Below are 17140 nucleotides of genomic sequence, written 5' to 3'. Positions count from 1 at the left end.
GGGGGAAAGAAGCGACTCCTTCCACTGGCGCATCACCATCGGAAAATTGTTACGTGACAACTTCAGATCATCGCAGCCGATGACTTTATATACTGAATTTTTACACCCCCTCACCGAGGCGAATCTCCGATTCGCATACCCCCGAATACGAGTCCGCCAGCCTGGTCCGCAAGCCCTGCGCTCAATGACCAGCCAACATTCGGCAAAACGCCTATAATGATTGGGCAAATTGCCGAAGAGAGGTCAGGTCATGAGCACCATCGCTTTTCATCCGTCGGGCGTCGCTCATCCGCGTCAGGCCGAATTCACGATTCTCGAGCAGCTGCTGGCGATCCGCGTCCGGTCGGGCGCCGATCTGGCCGAGCTGGCGAGCGCGCGCGTCGACGTGTCGGTGATCGATCGACTGTCCGAGCGCGGGCTGAAATCGGACGAGCTGGCCTTCATCATTCCACGCCGCACGCTGAGCCATCGTCGCCAGGCGCACGAGCGCCTGTCGCCGGAAGAGTCGGACAAGGCGATCCGCCTCGCGCGCATCGTCGCGCAGGCGACGGCCACGTTCGGCGACCAGGACAAGGCGATGGCGTGGCTGCGCAACGGGCTCCAGCGCTTCGGCGGCCGCACGTCGCTCGACATGGCGAGCACCGAGCATGGTGCGCGGCTCGTCGAAGAGGCCCTCACGCAGATCGACGAGGGGTATTTCGCTTGACGACGCTGTGGCGGATCAGCAATTACGCCGATCTGAAAGGCATCGGCGGGTTGCGGGCCGGCGGGCGCTGGCACTTCGCCGGGCAGCCCGTCGTGTATCTCGCCGAGCATCCGGCGCTCGCGTTGCTCGAGACACTGGTTCATTTCGAAATCGCCACCGTCGCGCAATTGCCGAGCGGATACCAGTTGCTGCGTATCGAAGTGCCCGATTCGGTGGACGTCGCCGAAATCGCCGAAGGCGATGCGCCGGAGGACTGGCGAACGAACGTCGACTGGACCCGCAGCGCCGGCACCGAGTGGCTGCACACGCAGCCGAGCGCGCTGCTGCGCGTGCCGAGCGTCGTCGTGCCGCACGCCCACAATTTCCTGTTGAATCCGCTGCATCCGGCCGCGTCCGACATCCGCATCGCGGAGGTGATGCAAGCGCCGTACGACACGCGGATTCTGCGGCTGGTCCAGTCGAAGCCGGGCGAATAGGGAACCGAGGGAACACGGCTCGCGCCGGCGGCGCGCGATCAGCGTTCGTGGGCAGCGCGATCCGCGGCCGCATCGGGTGGCAGCGTCTGCCGAATGCGCGTGACCGTCCGCATGCTGGCGAGACCGAGCATCGCGGTGACATCGGCATGCGCGTGGCCCGCGAGCAACTGGCGGCGCGCATACGTATTGCGCAGCACGCGCGGGCTCATGTCCGATGCGTGAAAGCCGATCGCGTTCAGCGCGTCGCGTACCACGATCAGCAGGAACATGTCGTTCATCGCGCCACCGCGCGGCGCGGGAAACAGCAGTGCCGATGGCGGTGTGTCTATCGAGCGCGTGCGCCATGCGGCAAGCGGCGCCAGCGCGAACTCGGCGAGTTCGATTCGGCGCGCCGGCCGTGCGCGATCGCGCGGCACCGACAACACCGGCGGCCGCGCGTCGAGATCGGGTGCGTCATACGCCGCCGCGCGAATCTCGGCCGACGTGATGCCGCTCGCGAGCAGCAGCGCGACGATCGCGCGATTGCGGCAATCGGCCAAGGTGTCGTCTGGTCGGGGCTGTACATGGCGCTGCAGCGCCGCGTCGGCATCGGGCGGCAAGTAGCACGGCTCCGGCTCGCCGTCCGGCCATGCGAGATCGCGTGTCGAACGGCCGGCCGGATGGAGCGTCCGCACACCCGCGTCGACCAGATGCCGGCCCAGTCGGTCGATCAGCTTCGCATAACGCACGCGCGTCGACGTGCCGGGCGCGCAGGTGCGTTCGAGTTCGACCAGGAAGGCCGCGACGTGGTCGGGCCCGAACGTGGCGAGCGACACGCGCTGTGCGCTCAGGTGGCGCAGGAATCGCTCGAACATCGCGACATGCTGCACGACCGAACGCGGCGCGAACGGCCGGCGGCCGGCGCCGGTCGCGGCCGTTTCCTGCCATGCGCGAAACGCGCCGACGGGGTCGTGAATCCAGCGATTCGTGTCCATCCTCGCTTTATAGCCGGACGCAGTGACGTCGGCAATCGTTCCGATGTCTGGTCGGCCGGCGCGCGACGAAGCCGGCGCGTCGGTGCGCGGTGCGCGTGTCGTCGACGCATCGTCGTTCATCGTCAGATCAACGAGCACGAGCAGCAGCGTCGAGCGCTGCGCAGCGTGAGCGTGCCGCTGCCTTTATGCGTCGCGCGAAGGCGCCGCAGCCGCCTCCGCGTGCGCTTGGCCACTCAGCCGCGCAAGCGCGGCGAACGCCAGTTGCGTCGCAATGGCCGCGAGCGTGCCGGCCGCCATGCCGTTGCCGAGCACGATCTGAACGGGCGCGCCGAAATGGCGATACAGGTTCGGCACCAGGATCGGCGCGAGCCCGACCACCAGTGCGGCCGCGAGCGTGTACTGGTTCGCGCGCATGCAGGTCGACGCTCGCGAGCAGCCGGATGCCCATCACGCCGATCATCGCGAATACGACCAGCGCGGTGCCGCCGACCACGGCGGCCGGGATCGCGTACGCGAGCCGCGCAAGCGGTGCGAACAGCGCGATGACGATCAGGATCCCGCCGGCGGCCGCCGTCACGTAGCGCGAGCGTACGCCGGTCGTCTGCACGACGCCGATGTTCTCGGCGCTCGTCACGATCAGCGGCGTGCCGAACAGCGCGCCGGCCAGCGATGCGAGCGCGTCGCCGCGTATCGTCTTCGGCACGTCGCGCTGGAGCGAGATCGCCTTGCCGCATGTTTCGCCGACGGCGACCGTCTGTGCGGTGGCCTCGGCCATCGAGATCGCGGTGAAAATCAGCAGCGGCAGCGCGGCCAGCACGTCGAAGCGCGGCATCCCGAACGGCAGCCACACCGGATGCGTGAACAGCGGCCCATGCCATACGTCGGCGAGTGCCGGCATCGCGCCGAGCGCCCAGCCGAGCGTCGCGCCGACCATCAGCCCGATCAACACCGCGAGGCGCCCGGCCGTGCCGCGGAATGCGCCCGCGACGACGACGGTGGCGACGATCGTCGCGAGCGCGAGCCCGAGGGCGCGCGGCTGTGCGAAGTCGGCCGAACCGGGCTGGCCGACGACGATCGTCGCGTAGATCCGGATCAGGTTGATCGACACGAGCAACAGCATCGCGCCGACGACGATGCGCGGAAAGAGCCGCAGGCAGCGCGTGAAGACGGGCAGCAGCACCCAGTAGAACGCGCTGGCGAGCAGGGCCGCGCCGGCCGCGGTCGGCAGGCCCGATTGCGCGGCGATGCCCGCGAACAGCATCGTCGGTGCGCCGCCGGGCACCATCACGAATGGCATGCGCGCACCGATCGGGCCGGCGCCGAGCGATTGGAGCAGCGTGCCGATACCGCACGCGAAGAACGTCGCGCCGATCAACTGGACCGTCAGGTCGGCCGGCAGCGCGAGCACTTTCGCGATCAGGAACACGGCCGTGATCGGCGACGCGGCCATCGACAGTACGTGCTGCAGCCCGAACAGCGCGAGCTGCCACGCGGGCAGCCGGGCATCGACGGGCGGGGAGATCGGATCGTGCGACACGGCAGGCCCCTCGGAAGCGAACGGCGACGATGGCAGGAAACCGGCGGTGAACGGAAGCTCAGGTTCGTAGCCAGGGCAATTGCGCGGCGCTGTAGCGGAACGTCTGGAACACGCTGTTCAACTGGCCGGGGCCTGTCTTGCGCGCCGCTTCGTCCGGGTATTCGTCGAACCACGGGATCACGTATTCCCAGACGACCTCGCCGGCCGGCGTCACTTCGAACAGTCGGCCCGTCGACGATTCGGTGACGTGCGTGTTGCCGTTCGGCAAGCGCTGCGCGTTGCCCATGAACGGCGTGTAGAACAGGTTCACGACGTCGTCCGCGTACGACCACACGACGCGCTGCGTCGCCGGATCGATTTCCACGACACGCGAGAACACGACATGCGCACCATGGCGGAAATTGCCGTTGTCGAACGCGAGGATGTGGCCGTTCGCCAGCGGCACCGGCGCATGCTGGTGCGACACGACGTCGGGCCCGATGTGCAGGTCGACGCGGCCGGTTGCGCGGTTCACGCCGATGATCCCCGACGTCGTGCGCAGGCTCATCAGCACGCGGCCGTTCGCATCGACCGCGAGACCGTTGACGAGCGGCCAGTGATAGCGGCCGAAACCTGCAGCGATCGGAAAATCCTCCGGCCGAAGATGGTCGCGCGCGTGCCATTCCCAGACGATCTGGCCGGCGCGGTTCACTTCGCGGATCACGTCCGTGTACATCACCTCGTCGTCGCCATGCGCGGTGCCGCCCGGTACGCGCCGCGCGAACGCCGCGTCGACCGGTTCGCACGCGGCGTACAGCAGGTTGCCGTTCGGCAGCCACTGCGCGTCGTGGTGATGCGCGGGATCCTCGTAGCGCCACACGGTTTCTCCCTGCGGGGTGACCTCGTAGAAGTCGCCGCCATGCCACATCGACCATGGCGCATAGCGCGATTCGGAGTGAGGATGATTGCCGTTGTAGCCGAGATTGCCGTTCGCGAGGATGACCGCGTGGCGGCCGGGGCGCACGGGCATCTTCCACTGGTGGACGACTTCGCCGTCGATGCCGACGAGATAGACGTTGCCGTCGGCCGTCTGCGGGGCGATGAGCGTATAGCCGCCCGCGGACAGCGCGGGGTCGTGGGCGATGAGGCCGACGCCGCGGCGGCGCTGGGTAATCTGGTCGACGGTCGTCACTGCGGTCTCCATTCGAATCGGATACGGGGATGCAGCGGAATCTAGACGATTCGTCCGGTCAGTAAAATCGGATTATTCTTGACGGCCTGTTCGGAAAAATCTAACGGACCCTTCATGCGTTCGATATCGCAGACATTCCGCTGTTTCGACGAAGTCGCGCGGCGCGGCTCGATTCGCAAGGCGGCCGATGCGCTGCACCTGACTGCCGCGGCGGTGCACCAGCAGATCCGCAATCTCGAAGAGCAGGTCGGCGTGCCGCTGTTCGACCGGCTGCCGCGCGGCATGCAGCTGACGCTCGCCGGCGAAATCGTGATCGCGGCCGTGCGGCGCGGCCAGCGCGACTTCGACAACGCGCTGACGCAGGTCGAGGATCTACGCGCGCTGCGGCGGGGGCACGTGAATCTCGCGGTGCCCGCGTCAACGGCGGAAAAGCTCGTGCCCGACGCGATTCTCGCCGCGATGCAGCGTTATCCGGGCGTCACGTACAGCGTGCGCTCGGGTAACGGCGAGAGCATCGTACGCTGGGTCGAGACGGGCGAGGTGGACATCGGTTATGCGCTGCGCCGGCGCAGCGCGGCGGGCGTCGTCGAGGTGCGCGCGTTCGCGCAGCCGCTGGGTGTCGTCACGGCGCCCGGCCATCCGCTGGCGTCGACGGGCGGCAAGGTGCGGATGCGCGACTGCTTCGCGCATCCGCTGATCCTGATGACGCCCGACACGGAGCTGCGCGCGATGTTCGACCAGATCGATGCGCGGCAGCCGCGCAGCGTGCGGCCGCTCGTCGAAACCGGTTCGGTGTCGATGGTGCGGCGCCTCGTGGCCGAAGGCGCCGGCGTCGGCTTCCTGATCGCCGAAAACGTCGCGGACGACGTGGCCGCCGGCCGGCTCGCCTGGACACCGCTGGCCGATGCGGGCGCGCGCTCGTTCAGCTGTATCTACCAGCGGGCGGACATGAGCGCGACGGTCGCGATGACGATGTTTCTCGCGTTCTTTTCGGAGGCGATCGACGCGATGGAGCGCGGGTTCGCGCGCGGCGGGCAGACGGCCGGCACGCGTCGCCGGGCGAAAAGATGACGACGTCACGATGCGGGTGCATCTGCGTATCGCCATGCGATGCAATGCAGCAAGCAACCCCGCGTGCCGGTTCGGTGACGTAGCGCACACGACGTCCGCTGCATGACGCCATTTCCTTATTGCGGAAAAATTTTTGTTCATGGGATTATCGAACGCGTTGCCCATGCGCCGAGGGGCGCAGGCAGCGGGATGTCCACCACAACGACCTACAAGAACATCGGCATACCATGAACAGAACAGCGATCTTTCCGTATGCGTCCGCGTTGCTGGCGGCTGCCCTGCTGACCGCCTGCGGCGGCGACGTCGAGAACGAGGCGAGCCGCACGACGACGCCTTCCACCGATGCGAGCTGCCTCGCGCTCGACAACAGCGGCGCGACGGTCGTGGTGGGCTCGAACCAGCCGGGCGACCCGTCGTTGCCCGAAGCATCGTCGGGCTATCGCACCGGGATGAAGCCCGTCTATGCGAAAACCTACCTGGTGGCCACGTCGAACGCGTACGCGAGCGCGGCCGGTTGCGCGGTTCTGAAGAAGGGCGGCACGGCCGCCGACGCGGCGGTCGCCGTGCAGGCCGTGCTCGGCCTGACCGTCCCCGAGGCGACGGGTCTCGGGTCGGGCGGCGTGCTGCTCTACTACGATGCGCGCGGCAAGACGCTGCAGGCATACGACGGCCGCGAAACCGCGCCGGCCGCCGCGACGGAGAACTACCTGCGCTATGTCGATGACGCCGCCGATCATTCGGCGCCGCAGCCGAACGCGCGCGCGAGCGGCCGTTCGATCGGCACGATCGGCGTGCCGCGGCTCATCGAGGCGCTGCAACAGGATCACGGCCGCTTGCCGTGGCAGAGCCTGTTCGGCGATGCGATCACGCTGGCGACCAACGGTTTCCCGATCGGCGGCCGGCTCGCCGACGCGATCGCGGCGAACGCCGCGAACCTGAAGCGGGACCCCGAAGCCGCCGCGTATTTCCTGAACGCCGACGGTTCGCCGAAGCCGCTCGGCACCGTACTGAAGAATCCCGCCTACGCGCGCACGCTGTCGCTGATGGCGCAGTCCGGCGCGAATGCGCTGTACACGGGGCAGATCGCGCAGGACATCGTCGCGAAGATCGCGGTGACGAAGGGCGCGGACGGCTCGACGCTCACGCCGGGCAAGACGACCGTCGCGGATCTCGCCGCCTATCAGGCGAAGCGCCGCGAACCGGTGTGCACGACTTATCGCAGTTACTGGGTCTGCGGGATGCCGCCGCCGTCGTCGGGCGGCATCGCGGTCGCATCGGCGCTCGGCATTCTCGAGAATTACGACCTGAAGTCGCTGAAGCCGACGGCGATCGATCTCGAAGGCGGCAAGCCGACGGTGGCGGGCGTGCACCTCATCACCGAGGCCGAACGGCTCGCGTATGCCGATCGCGACAAGTACGTGGCCGATACCGACTTCGTGCCGCTGCCGGGCGGCACGTGGGACACGCTGCTGAACAAGCCGTACCTGAAATCGCGCGCGGCGCTGATCGACACGACCAAAAGCATGGGCACCGCGCAGCCCGGCAACCTCGGCGCGGTGCCGCTCGGCGTCGACACGACGCTGATCGAGCACGGCACGAACCAGTTCACGATCGTGGACGGCGACGGCAACGTGCTGAGCGCGACGACGACGGTCGAGTCGAGCATGGGCTCGTTCCACATGACTAACGGCTTCCTGCTGAACAACCAGTTGACCGACTTTTCCGCGAACCCGCTCGACACGTCCGGCAATCCGGTGGCGAACCGCCTGCAGCCGGGCAAGCGGCCGCGCAGCTCGATGGCGCCGACGATCGTGTTCGGGCAGGCCGCCGACGGCTCGCGCGGCGACTTCGTGATGGCGACTGGTTCGCCGGGCGGCGGCACGATTCCGCAATACGTGGTCAAGACGCTGGTCGGCGCGCTCGACTGGGGGCTCGACGCGCAGCAGTCGGCGGGGCTCGTCGACTTCGGCGCGAGCAACAGCCCGACGACCACGATCGGCGGCGAGCATCCGAACGTCAACGCGGCGAACAACGGGGCGAACGATCCGCTGATCACGGGGCTGCTCGCGCTCGGACACAAGGTGTCGACGTCCGCGCAGGCGAGCGGCGTCAACACGGTGATGCGCGTGACGGTCGGCCAGTCGCCGGCGTTGCAGGGCGGCACCGATCCGCGTCGCGAAGGCGTCGTGCTCGGCGATACGTTCCGGCCGTAACCGGGCGGCATGTGCACGGCCCCGGTCCGCTCGTTGGCGGCCGGGGCCGTGCATCGTGACGATGCCGAATCGACGGCCGGGCAATCCCCATCCTTTGGAATGCAGATCAAAGCGGCCGGCTCGTCAGTCGGCCGTTTCGTTGGTCGGCTTCCCCGATACATGACGATCGCGCGAATCGCCGGCGTGAAGCAGCCGAGCGCCCCGGTTCATGATTCACCCCGTCCGTTGTCGAATATAGCGTTCACCCCGCCGCACGTCCCCGATTGTCAAACAGTGTGAGTCAATCGTCAGCATTTGCAACGGAAGTAACAGTCCCCGCAATTCGATCGTTTTGCGCGCCGGTGCCGCTACATTAGCTCCACCTGCCGCATGTCGCGGCAAGGCATGCGACAAGCCGCACGAAGGCGGCCCGCAGCAACAACGTCTTTGGGGAGAATGACCATGAACAAGATTCGTACGATTCTGCTGGGTGCCGCTCTGACGGCGATGGCGACGTCGGCTGCATTTGCACAGACGGCCCAGACCGGTGCGCAGGGTTCCGCAGGTGTTGGCGCTCAGGTCCAGACGCCGCTGCTCGGCGGCGGCGTGGGCGTGCAGGCCGGCGCCGGCGCGAATGCGGCAGGCTCGGGTTCGGGCGCGGGCAATGTCGTCGGCGGCGCGCTGAACGGCGTCGGCAAGACGGTCGGCGGCGTCGGCTCGGCAGCCGGCACGGCGGTGGGCGGTGCGACGCAGGCGGTCGGTTCGGCAGCCGGCGCGACGAAGGATGCGGCGGCATCGGCCGTGCACGCGACGAAGTCGCACGTGAAGCACGTCGCGGCCTCGGCGAAGAGCCATGCACAAGGCGCGATGTCGACCGCGGGCGACGTCGCGGGCGGCGCGAAGGCGAAGGCCGGCGAAGCGCTCGAAGGCGCGACGAACTCGGTTCAGGGCGGCGCATCGGTCGGCTTGAAGGGTTCGGCGTCGGCGCAAGGCGGCGCGCTGTAATAAGCAGCACGGATCCCGTCACGGCCCGGCCCGCTTCGATGCGGGCCGGGTTTTTCTATTGGGGAACGCGATGCGTCGTGCATGGTGCCTCATGTCGAAACACGGGAAGAGGAATGTATCGATATTGATTAGGATCACAAATAACAGGCTGCCGACCGACTGAGCTTGACGCCAAAAGGACGCGACTGTCGGGCAGGGGCAAGCTGGCCGGCTTGGACGGACGAAGATGGAACGAATGCAGTATCCGGGTTACTGAGCTGCGCATCGCAGCGTCGTCCAGTTCGTCCTCAAGCTTGTCGGTTCTCTACCCGTTTCGGGGAAGCCGAACTCATCCCAGTCGTTTCGTATTGGCTCCGGAGATTCCGAGCGCGCATGCGCGCTGTGCGATCTTCGCACTCGCCGCTCTGCCGCGCTCCGCGAAAGGAAGGATTGACCGCGTCCGCCTACTTTCCGATGACGTCGGCGTTCGCCGGCATGATCGCCATGTGACGTCTCGCGACAGGGTAGAAATGGCGATCACGAAATCTGGTTCGGGTTCCCTGATCGGGGAGGCGACCGGCCCATTGCCCACGCGCCATGCTTAAATAGCAGGGCTCGCGACAGCCGGCCGCCGCGACGGCCTCGCCGGTCGCCCGACCGCGCCTCGCTATCGCTCGCTCGCGCTGCGGCAAAATGGCGGTTCGCATCGGTATCGCGTGCTTCCCCGTCATCCGCACCGACCGAGGACGCATGTCGTCATCCGCTTTCAGGTACCATCCCGAGCCGCTTGCAACGGGCGGCGCGATCCGGTCCGGTACGTGTCGCATGTGCGGCGGCAAGCTTGCGGCTCCCGGGACGACGCTTGACGGCACGGGCCCGTGCGAGCGGCGTCGCCCCTTCGCCATGAAACAGAGGAACCTTCGTGAAGTTCATCCACGCGGCAGACATTCACCTTGACAGCCCGTTGCACGGCCTGAGTGCGTATCCCGACGCACCGGCCGCGCAGTTGCGCAACGCGTCGCGCGAGGCGCTGCGGCAACTCGTGGATCGTGCGATCGAAGAAGAAGTCGCGTTCCTCGTGATTGCAGGCGACCTGTACGACGGCGACTGGAAGGATCACAACACGGGCATCTTCTTCGGCCAGCAGATGGGGCGCCTGCGCAAGGCCGGCATCCGCGCGTTCGTGCTCGGCGGCAACCACGATGCCGAAAGCGAGATGACGAAGAAGCTGACGCTGCCCGACAACGTTACCGTGTTCGGCCACCGCAAGCCGGAAACCTTCAGGCTGCCTGAATTCGACGTCGCGCTGCACGGGCAGAGCTTCAAGGACAAGGCGGTCGTCGACAATCTCGCCGTCGGCTATCCGGACCCGGTGCCCGGCCACTACAACATCGGCGTGCTGCATACCGCGCTCGAAGGGTATGCGGCGCACGCGAACTACGCGCCGTGCACGCTGGCCGAACTGCACGCGAAAGGCTACGACTACTGGGCGCTCGGCCACGTGCATGAATTCCAGCAATGGACGGGTTCGTCCACCGTCGTGTTTCCCGGCAACCTGCAAGGGCGCCATATCCGCGAGACGGGCCGGCGCGGCGCGGTGCTCGTGACGGTCGAGCAAGGCAAGACGCAGGTCGAGCGCCTGTATCTCGACGTGCTGCGCTGGGAAGCCGTGTCGGTCGATGCGTCCGATTGCCTGTCGGTGGCCGATCTGTCGCGAAAGATCGGCCAGTCGCTGGAGGCGCTGTTGACCGTCGACGGCCACGTGCCCCGCGCGGTGCGCGTCACCGTCATCGGGCGCACGCCCGCGCACGGCCTCTTTTTCGGCCGCGCGCCGCAGTTGCGTGCCGAGGTGCTGAACCAGATCGGCATCATCGGCAACGAGCGGCTGTGGCTCGAGAAGGTTCGGCTCGCGACATCCGCCGCCGATCAGCAGCCGGGCGAAAGTGAACCGCTCGAGGCACTGGAGGACCTGAAGCAGATTCTGGCCGACGCCGCGCACGATCCGGATTTCCTCGCGCTGCTCGAACGCGACCTGAAGCCGTTCGTCGGCAAGGTCCGCAGCGACGTGAAGGAGGAAGTGCCGTTGCTGACGATGGCGCGCGCGGGCGAGCTGACGGCGCTGGTGGAGCAGGTCGGGCCCGCGTTGCTGGCGCGGCTGGCGAGGGGGGAGTAAGCGATGCGTATCGGCCAGCTCGATCTGATCAAGTACGGCAAGTTCACCGACGAGACGCTGCGTTTCCCGTCGGCCAGCGAGGATTTCCATGTGATCGTCGGGCCGAACGAGGCCGGCAAGTCGACGATCCGCACGGCCGTGTCCGAGTTGCTGTTCGGGATGAAGCTGCAGACGCCGCTCGATTTCCTGCACAGCACGCCCGAGTTGCGGATCGGCGGCGTGCTGGAGAGCGGCACGGGCGAACTCGCGTTCCACCGTGCGCGCGGGCGCAGTCCGTTGCGCACGCCCGCCGACGACAAGCTGCCCGACGACTATCTGGCGGCGGTCCTCGACGGCGCGACGCGCGAGTTCTTCGAGCAGATGTTCGGGCTCGATCACGGGCGGCTCGTCGATGGCGGCCGCAGCATTCTCGACGCATCGGACAAGCTCGGCCAGGTGCTGTTCGAATCGGCGGCCGGGGTCGGCAGCCTCGGGCCGGTGCGCGAGGAGCTCGACGCGCGCGCACTCGAATTGTGGGCGCCGCGTCGCAGCGGTAGCACGTTTGCGCTGGCCGAAACGGCGTTCAACGAAGCCGTGACCGAACTGAAGACGGTCCAGGTGCGCACGCGCGACTGGGTCGATCGCAAGGACGCGCGCGAAGCCGTCGAGCAGCAGATCGAGCAGGCGCGCGCGGAACAGCGCCGGCTCGAAGCGCTGCGCTCGAAGCTCGAACGCGTGCGTCGGCTCGCGCCGTACCTGAAGGAGCTGACGGTCAAGGACGCGGCGCTGGCCGAACTGGGCGCGGTCGTCGAGTTGCCGCCGACCGCGTATGCGGATCTGCTGAAGGCGCAGGGCGATCTCGCGGCCGAGCAGAAGGTGCTCGAGGAACGGCGCGCCGACCTGATCGCGAAGCGGCAGGCACGCGATACGATCGACGCGGATGCCGACACGCTGGCGCTCGAAGCCGATATCGAGGCGCTCGATCGGCTGCGCGGTGCATGCATGAATCACGCGCAGGATCTGCTGCTGCTCGGCACGGACGTCGAGCGGCACCTGTCCGCCGCGTTGTCGGCGGCCGCGCAGCTCGGCTGGCCGACGGACGAAGCGTCGCTGCGCGCCGCGTTGCCGACGGCGCTGTCGCTGCAGACCGTCGCGAACCTGCTGCGCGAACATGGCGCGCTGCACCAGGCGCTCGCCGGTGCACGCGAATCGCTCGACGAGCGCACGCGCGAACTGGCGCAGGTCCGGGAACAACAGGCGCGCCTGTCGACCGTCGACGTGCCGGAAGCGTTGCGCGCGGCGCTCGCCGACGCGCAGGGCTTTCGCAACAGCGGCCCGCGCGAGCAGGCGCTGGCGCACGAAATCGCGGCCGCCGAGCGCACGCTGTCCGGTGCGCTCGACGCGCTCGGCCAATGGCGCATGCCGGTCGACTCGCTGCGCGCGCTCGACGTACCGTCGGCGGCGCGGCTCGGCGCGCTGCTCAAGGAAGACAGCGAACGTGCCAGCGCGGCCGCTGCCGCGCGCGAGGCGCGCGATGGCGCACTCGAAGAACTCGAGCGGCTTCAACTGCAGGAGAAGCATTTCGCGGAGAACCACAAGGTCGTCACGACCGCCGACGTGCTGGCGGCGCGCGCGCGTCGCGACGGCGCGTGGGGCGAGATCCGCAGCGGCGCCGTCGATCTCGCAACGGGCGCACCGGCGGTCGACGACGCGATTCGCCTCGCCGACGAACTCGTCGATGCGCAACTCGGCGCGACCCAGGCCGCGGCGACGCTGCAGTCGCTGCGCCAGCAGGTCGAATCCGCGCGTGCGGGCGTGACGCGCCGGCAGGCGGCGCTGGACGAACGCGAGCGCGAGCTCGCCGCCCATCGCGACGCCTGGGCCGCACTCGCGACGGCGGCCGCGGTGCCCGGCATGCCGCTCGCGGCGATGGGCGACTGGCTCGCGAAGCGTGATACGGTGTTCGCCGCGCAAGCCGATCTCGATCGTCAGCGCCGCGAATTCGACGCGATGCGTGCTGCCCGCGCCGGCGCCGAAGCTGCGCTGCGTGCGGCGCTGCTGACGGTATCGCGGGGTGGCGAGTCTGACGGACTGGCCGCGCTCGTCGCCATTGCCGAAACATTCGTCCAGTCGGCCGAGAAAGCGGCCGCACAGAGGGATAGCCTCGACGATCGTGCGCGGGAAGCCGAACGCGGATGTGCGACCGCGCAGTCGCGGGCCGGCCATGCACAGGCGGCTTACGATGCGTGGCAAGCGCAATGGCGTGACGCGCTGGCCGACGCGAAACTGTCCGAGAGCGCGACGACGCTGGCCGCGGCGGAAGGTGCGCTTGGGCTCGCGAATACGGTGACGGCCGAGCTGTCCGATGCCGATGCGCCGCGCAACCGGATCGCCGCGATCCGCGCGGAGCTGGCCGCGCTCGAGGCGGGCGCGCGGCAGCTTGCCGAAGCGCTCGCGCCGGCGTGGCTGGCGAGCGGCGACTGGCCTGACGTGGCGCGCCGGTTGACGATGCGCCTCGCCGCCGCCCGGGAAATCGCGCGTGCGATCGAGCGTGCCGACGAGGCCGTGCGGCAGGCCGACGGCAAGGTCGCGGACGCGGCTGCCGCGGTGGCCGGCGCCGATGCGCGCATCCAGCCGCTGTTGCAACTGGCCGGCGTCGCGTCGATCGACGCGGCGCTGCCGCTGGCCGAGCGTTCGGATCGCCAGCGCCAGCTACGTCAGGCGGTCGAGGCCGCGCACGAGGCGCTGGTGCGCGACGGCGACGGGCTTTCCCGGTCGGCCGTCGAGGCCGAGGTGGCGGAACAGGACATTGCCGACGTGCCGGCGCATCTCGAAGCGGTGAAGCAGTCGCTGGGCGATGTCGGCAAGCGGCTGAACGAGCTGGCGCAGCAGCAGGTTGTGGCCGAGCAGGCGTTCGGCGCGATCGACGGCCAGGCGAACGCGGCCGTCGCCGAGTCGAAACGCCAGGAGGCACTGGCGGCGATGGGCGATGCGGCCGAACAGTATCTGGAAGCGGCCACGGCGAGCCGCTTGCTGAAGTGGGCGACGGATCGCTACCGCGACCAGAAGCAGGGGCCGATGCTGCGGCGTGCGGGCGAGATTTTCGCCGGGCTCACGCTGGGTGAATTCGCGAAGCTGACCGTCGATACCGAACGGACGCCGCCCGCGCTGTATGCACGGCGTACGAGGGGAACGTCGGTCGAGGTCGCCGGGCTGAGCGAAGGGACGCGCGATCAGCTGTTCCTCGCGCTGCGGATCGCGGCGCTGGAGTTGCAGCTCGGCAGTCGCACGGCGCTGCCGTTCGTCGCCGACGACCTGTTCATCAATTTCGACGATGCGCGCGCGAAGGCGGGGCTCGACGCGCTGCGCGATCTGTCGACGCGCACTCAGGTGCTGTTCCTGACGCACCACGACCACCTGCTGCCGCTCGTGAGGGACGTCTTCGGCGCGCGGGTCAACGTGGTCGAGTTGCAGCGCGCGCCGGCCGGCACGTGATGCAGGGGTACGCCGGGATGCCGGCGCACGGGAAGGGTCATCGCGTACAGGTAGTATGAGCGGTTCCGAAACGCATGCGGCCGGTTCAACGGCCGCGGGTCTGGCCACACGAGGGGTGAATATGAAGAAGCTGGTAGCCGCGATTGCGTTCGCGGCGGACAAGCATCGCAATCAACGACGCAAGGATGAGGAGGCGTCGCCGTACATCAATCATCCGATCGCGCTCGCCGACGTACTGGCCAACGAGGCCGGCGTCGAGGACGAACGCGTGATCGTCGCGGCCGTGTTGCACGACACGGTCGAGGATACGGAGACGACCGAGCAGGAGTTGCTGAGGCTGTTCGGCAAGGACGTGGCGGACATCGTGATGGAAGTCACCGACGACAAGTCGCTGCCGAAGGACGAGCGCAAGCGTCTGCAGGTCGAGCACGCGGCCACCATCAGCCGGCGCGCGAAGCTCGTGAAGCTGGCCGACAAGATCTGCAACCTGCGCGACATCGCCCGACATCCGCCCGCGGACTGGCCGCTCGAACGCAAGCAGGCGTATTTCGACTGGGCGAAGTCGGTGGTCGACCCGATGCGCGGCGTCCATCCCGGTCTCGAGGCGATCTTCGATACCGCGTACGCCGCACGGCCGGCGGACTGAGGCACGCACGTGCGATCGGCCCGATTCGCCGCGCGAGAACCGGCCGCCGTGGCGGGTGTCGATGTCGGCGGCGACAGGAAGCTGTGCGATCTCGTGATCCTGCGTGGCTCGACGGTCGTCTGCCGGGAAGCGCGGATCGCGCCGGAATCGTTGCCGTCACTGTGTCTCGCCCATGATGTCGTGGCCGTTGGCGTCGACGCACCGAGCCTGTGGTGGACCGGGAGCGGCCGCCGCGCGGCCGAACAGGCGCTCGCCCGCGAACGAATCTCGTGCTTTCCGACACCGTCGCGGGAGCAGGCCATCGCGAGCACGTCGGGCTTCTTCGACTGGATGTTCATGGGGGAGCGCGTCTACCGCGCGCTCGCGCACGCCTATCCGTTGCTGACCGGCGCGCGCTACGCGGGCGGGCGTGCGAGCTTCGAGACCTATCCTTATGCGATTACCTGCGCGATGCTGGGCAAGGCCGTGGCGTCTGCGAAGCAGAAGCGCAACCAGCGCCGGCAATTGCTGGAGCGGCTGGGTATCGACGTATCGACGCTGCGCTCCGTCGATGCGCGGGACGCGACCCTGTGCGCGTTGACGGCGCAATACGTGATCGACGGGAACGCGCATGCGTATGGCGATACGGTGGGCGGATACATCCGCGTGCCGATGATGAGCGAGACGATCGTGCTGGATTCGCCGTAGAGGCGACGTGCGGCTCCGCGCATGGTGGCGGTCGCAGGACGGCCGCTTCGGGCTGGAGCATGCGGCAGGCCCGGAAACGAAGATCGTCAGCCGGCGGTTGTCGGCGGGCACGACGTGAGGCCGGTGCACCGCGCGATTCGGTGAGCCTGTTCAATCCTCGAGGATGGATTTCGGCACGCTGGACAGGTCGCAGGCTTGTGCATGCTCGAAGTAGCTTTCCGCATCGTCGACCATCACGACCGCGACGTCGATCAGCTCGTCCAGCCGTTGCAGCAGCGATTCCCGCCACTCGATGTCCTCGTCGCGCTCGGGTGTCTTGTCCAGTTGCTCGATGATCGAGTCGGCCGTCTGCAGGAATGGAATGGCCTGCTGATAGTTTTCGATCGAGACCAGCGCCGCATTGCGTGCGCCGACGAGCCGCTCGCGATGCGTGTCCGCCAGTTCGGATTCGCCGCTGATGCGCGGCAGCATATCCGAGATGCGTTGCAGAAGCGGCGGGACCTGTTCTTCCAGCAGGATCGCACGCTCGCGCAGGGCGGCATATTCGTCGCGAAGGTCGGTGTCGCCGGGTTGAGTCGTGCTGTCCATCATCGGTATGCGTGCGTGGTTCGGTCGCGGCATGATACTCGACCGCACCAGGTTCCTTGCCCGTTTCGCGTTCTCTTACATAGGGAACGAGATGTGTTCGTCATATCTTTGGCGGGCTGCGCGCGTTGCGTTTCACGGCCCGTCGCGCCCAAAGCCTCCGTGCGCGGCAGCGCACGGAGGCTTTTTCAAATTTTCTTCACAAAGGACTTGCGCGGATGGGGGTGGGTGCTTAGAATCACGCCTCTTTCGCGCTAACGGAAACGCGGCACGGGAGGAAGGGAAGTGGTGCTGTTGAGGTTCGGTGGTAACGAGCCTTGGCGGCGCAGGAAGAGAGCCCCGCAGTCGCAACGATGTAGGTAAAAAGTTGTTGACGAGCTGCGAAACACGGTTCATAATCTCGCTTCTCTGCTGCTGAAAACGCAGCGCTGCCGGGAAACTTCAGGTTTCTCGCAGAAATGCTC

At 67.8% G+C, this 17140-nt stretch carries 13 protein-coding genes and 1 pseudogene; 9 read left to right on the top strand and 5 right to left on the bottom strand.

Features of this window, described 5'->3' with window-relative positions; translation table 11 throughout:
- The first annotated feature begins 250 nt into the window (after nucleotides 1-250).
- Both parS and CFB46_RS32065 read left to right on the top strand, forming a co-directional pair.
- Entirely contained in the window at nucleotides 251-706 is a 456-nt protein-coding gene (gene parS, locus CFB46_RS32070) for a type II RES/Xre toxin-antitoxin system antitoxin (protein WP_006480981.1), read from the top strand.
- Entirely contained in the window at nucleotides 703-1182 is a 480-nt protein-coding gene (locus CFB46_RS32065) for an RES family NAD+ phosphorylase (protein ID WP_027786259.1), read from the top strand. Before parS ends, CFB46_RS32065 begins: the two co-directional genes overlap by 4 nt.
- Before the next feature lie 38 nt (nucleotides 1183-1220).
- Here CFB46_RS32065 and CFB46_RS32060 read toward each other — a convergent pair whose 3' ends face one another.
- From CFB46_RS32060 to CFB46_RS32050, 3 genes and pseudogenes are all read right to left on the bottom strand, one after another.
- Complete coding sequence (locus tag CFB46_RS32060) at nucleotides 1221-2156, bottom strand: tyrosine-type recombinase/integrase (protein ID WP_027786258.1); 936 nt, start codon at nucleotides 2154-2156, stop codon at nucleotides 1221-1223.
- A 183-nt stretch (nucleotides 2157-2339) separates the two neighbouring features.
- Nucleotides 2340-3693: pseudogene (locus CFB46_RS32055) on the bottom strand (uracil-xanthine permease family protein).
- Nucleotides 3694-3751: 58 nt separating this feature from the next.
- Nucleotides 3752-4876 carry an aryl-sulfate sulfotransferase gene (locus CFB46_RS32050; protein WP_027786256.1) on the bottom strand — a complete coding sequence of 375 codons (1125 nt, stop codon included), beginning with the start codon at nucleotides 4874-4876 and terminating at the stop codon, nucleotides 3752-3754.
- 102 nt (nucleotides 4877-4978) lie between these two features.
- On the opposite strand from CFB46_RS32050, the gene CFB46_RS32045 reads away from it, so the two are divergent.
- The 7 genes from CFB46_RS32045 (at nucleotide 4979) to CFB46_RS32010 (ending at nucleotide 16091) form a co-directional block, all read left to right on the top strand.
- Nucleotides 4979-5935 (top strand): LysR family transcriptional regulator, encoded by a 957-nt coding sequence (locus tag CFB46_RS32045; RefSeq protein WP_027786255.1) that lies wholly within the window; start codon nucleotides 4979-4981, stop codon nucleotides 5933-5935.
- 227 nt (nucleotides 5936-6162) lie between these two features.
- On the top strand, nucleotides 6163-8148 hold the full coding sequence (locus tag CFB46_RS32040; RefSeq protein ID WP_027786254.1) for a gamma-glutamyltransferase family protein: 1986 nt from the start codon (nucleotides 6163-6165) through the stop codon (nucleotides 8146-8148).
- Between the two features lie 441 nt (nucleotides 8149-8589).
- Entirely contained in the window at nucleotides 8590-9132 is a 543-nt protein-coding gene (locus tag CFB46_RS32035; RefSeq protein WP_027786253.1) for a hypothetical protein, read from the top strand.
- A 901-nt stretch (nucleotides 9133-10033) separates the two neighbouring features.
- Nucleotides 10034-11284 carry a metallophosphoesterase family protein gene (locus CFB46_RS32025; protein WP_027786252.1) on the top strand — a complete coding sequence of 417 codons (1251 nt, stop codon included), beginning with the start codon at nucleotides 10034-10036 and terminating at the stop codon, nucleotides 11282-11284.
- Between the two features lie 3 nt (nucleotides 11285-11287).
- Complete coding sequence (locus CFB46_RS32020; RefSeq protein WP_089502452.1) at nucleotides 11288-14758, top strand: ATP-binding protein; 3471 nt, start codon at nucleotides 11288-11290, stop codon at nucleotides 14756-14758.
- Between the two features lie 121 nt (nucleotides 14759-14879).
- Nucleotides 14880-15404 carry an HD domain-containing protein gene (locus CFB46_RS32015; RefSeq protein WP_027786250.1) on the top strand — a complete coding sequence of 175 codons (525 nt, stop codon included), beginning with the start codon at nucleotides 14880-14882 and terminating at the stop codon, nucleotides 15402-15404.
- A 9-nt stretch (nucleotides 15405-15413) separates the two neighbouring features.
- Nucleotides 15414-16091, top strand: a complete 678-nt coding sequence (locus CFB46_RS32010; protein ID WP_027786249.1) for a DUF429 domain-containing protein — start codon at nucleotides 15414-15416, stop codon at nucleotides 16089-16091.
- A gap of 150 nt (nucleotides 16092-16241) precedes the next feature.
- Here the strand turns inward: CFB46_RS32010 and CFB46_RS32005 are convergent, their stop codons facing one another.
- On the bottom strand, nucleotides 16242-16679 hold the full coding sequence (locus CFB46_RS32005) for a hypothetical protein (protein WP_027786248.1): 438 nt from the start codon (nucleotides 16677-16679) through the stop codon (nucleotides 16242-16244).
- Between the two features lie 235 nt (nucleotides 16680-16914).
- On the bottom strand, nucleotides 16915-17140 hold a 226-nt coding region (locus tag CFB46_RS36260), incomplete at its 5' end, for a hypothetical protein (RefSeq protein WP_218827940.1).

This window comes from Burkholderia sp. HI2761, assembly GCF_002223355.1.
Classification (GTDB): Bacteria; Pseudomonadota; Gammaproteobacteria; order Burkholderiales; family Burkholderiaceae; genus Burkholderia.
This window is presented reverse-complemented; position numbering and strand designations above follow the sequence as displayed.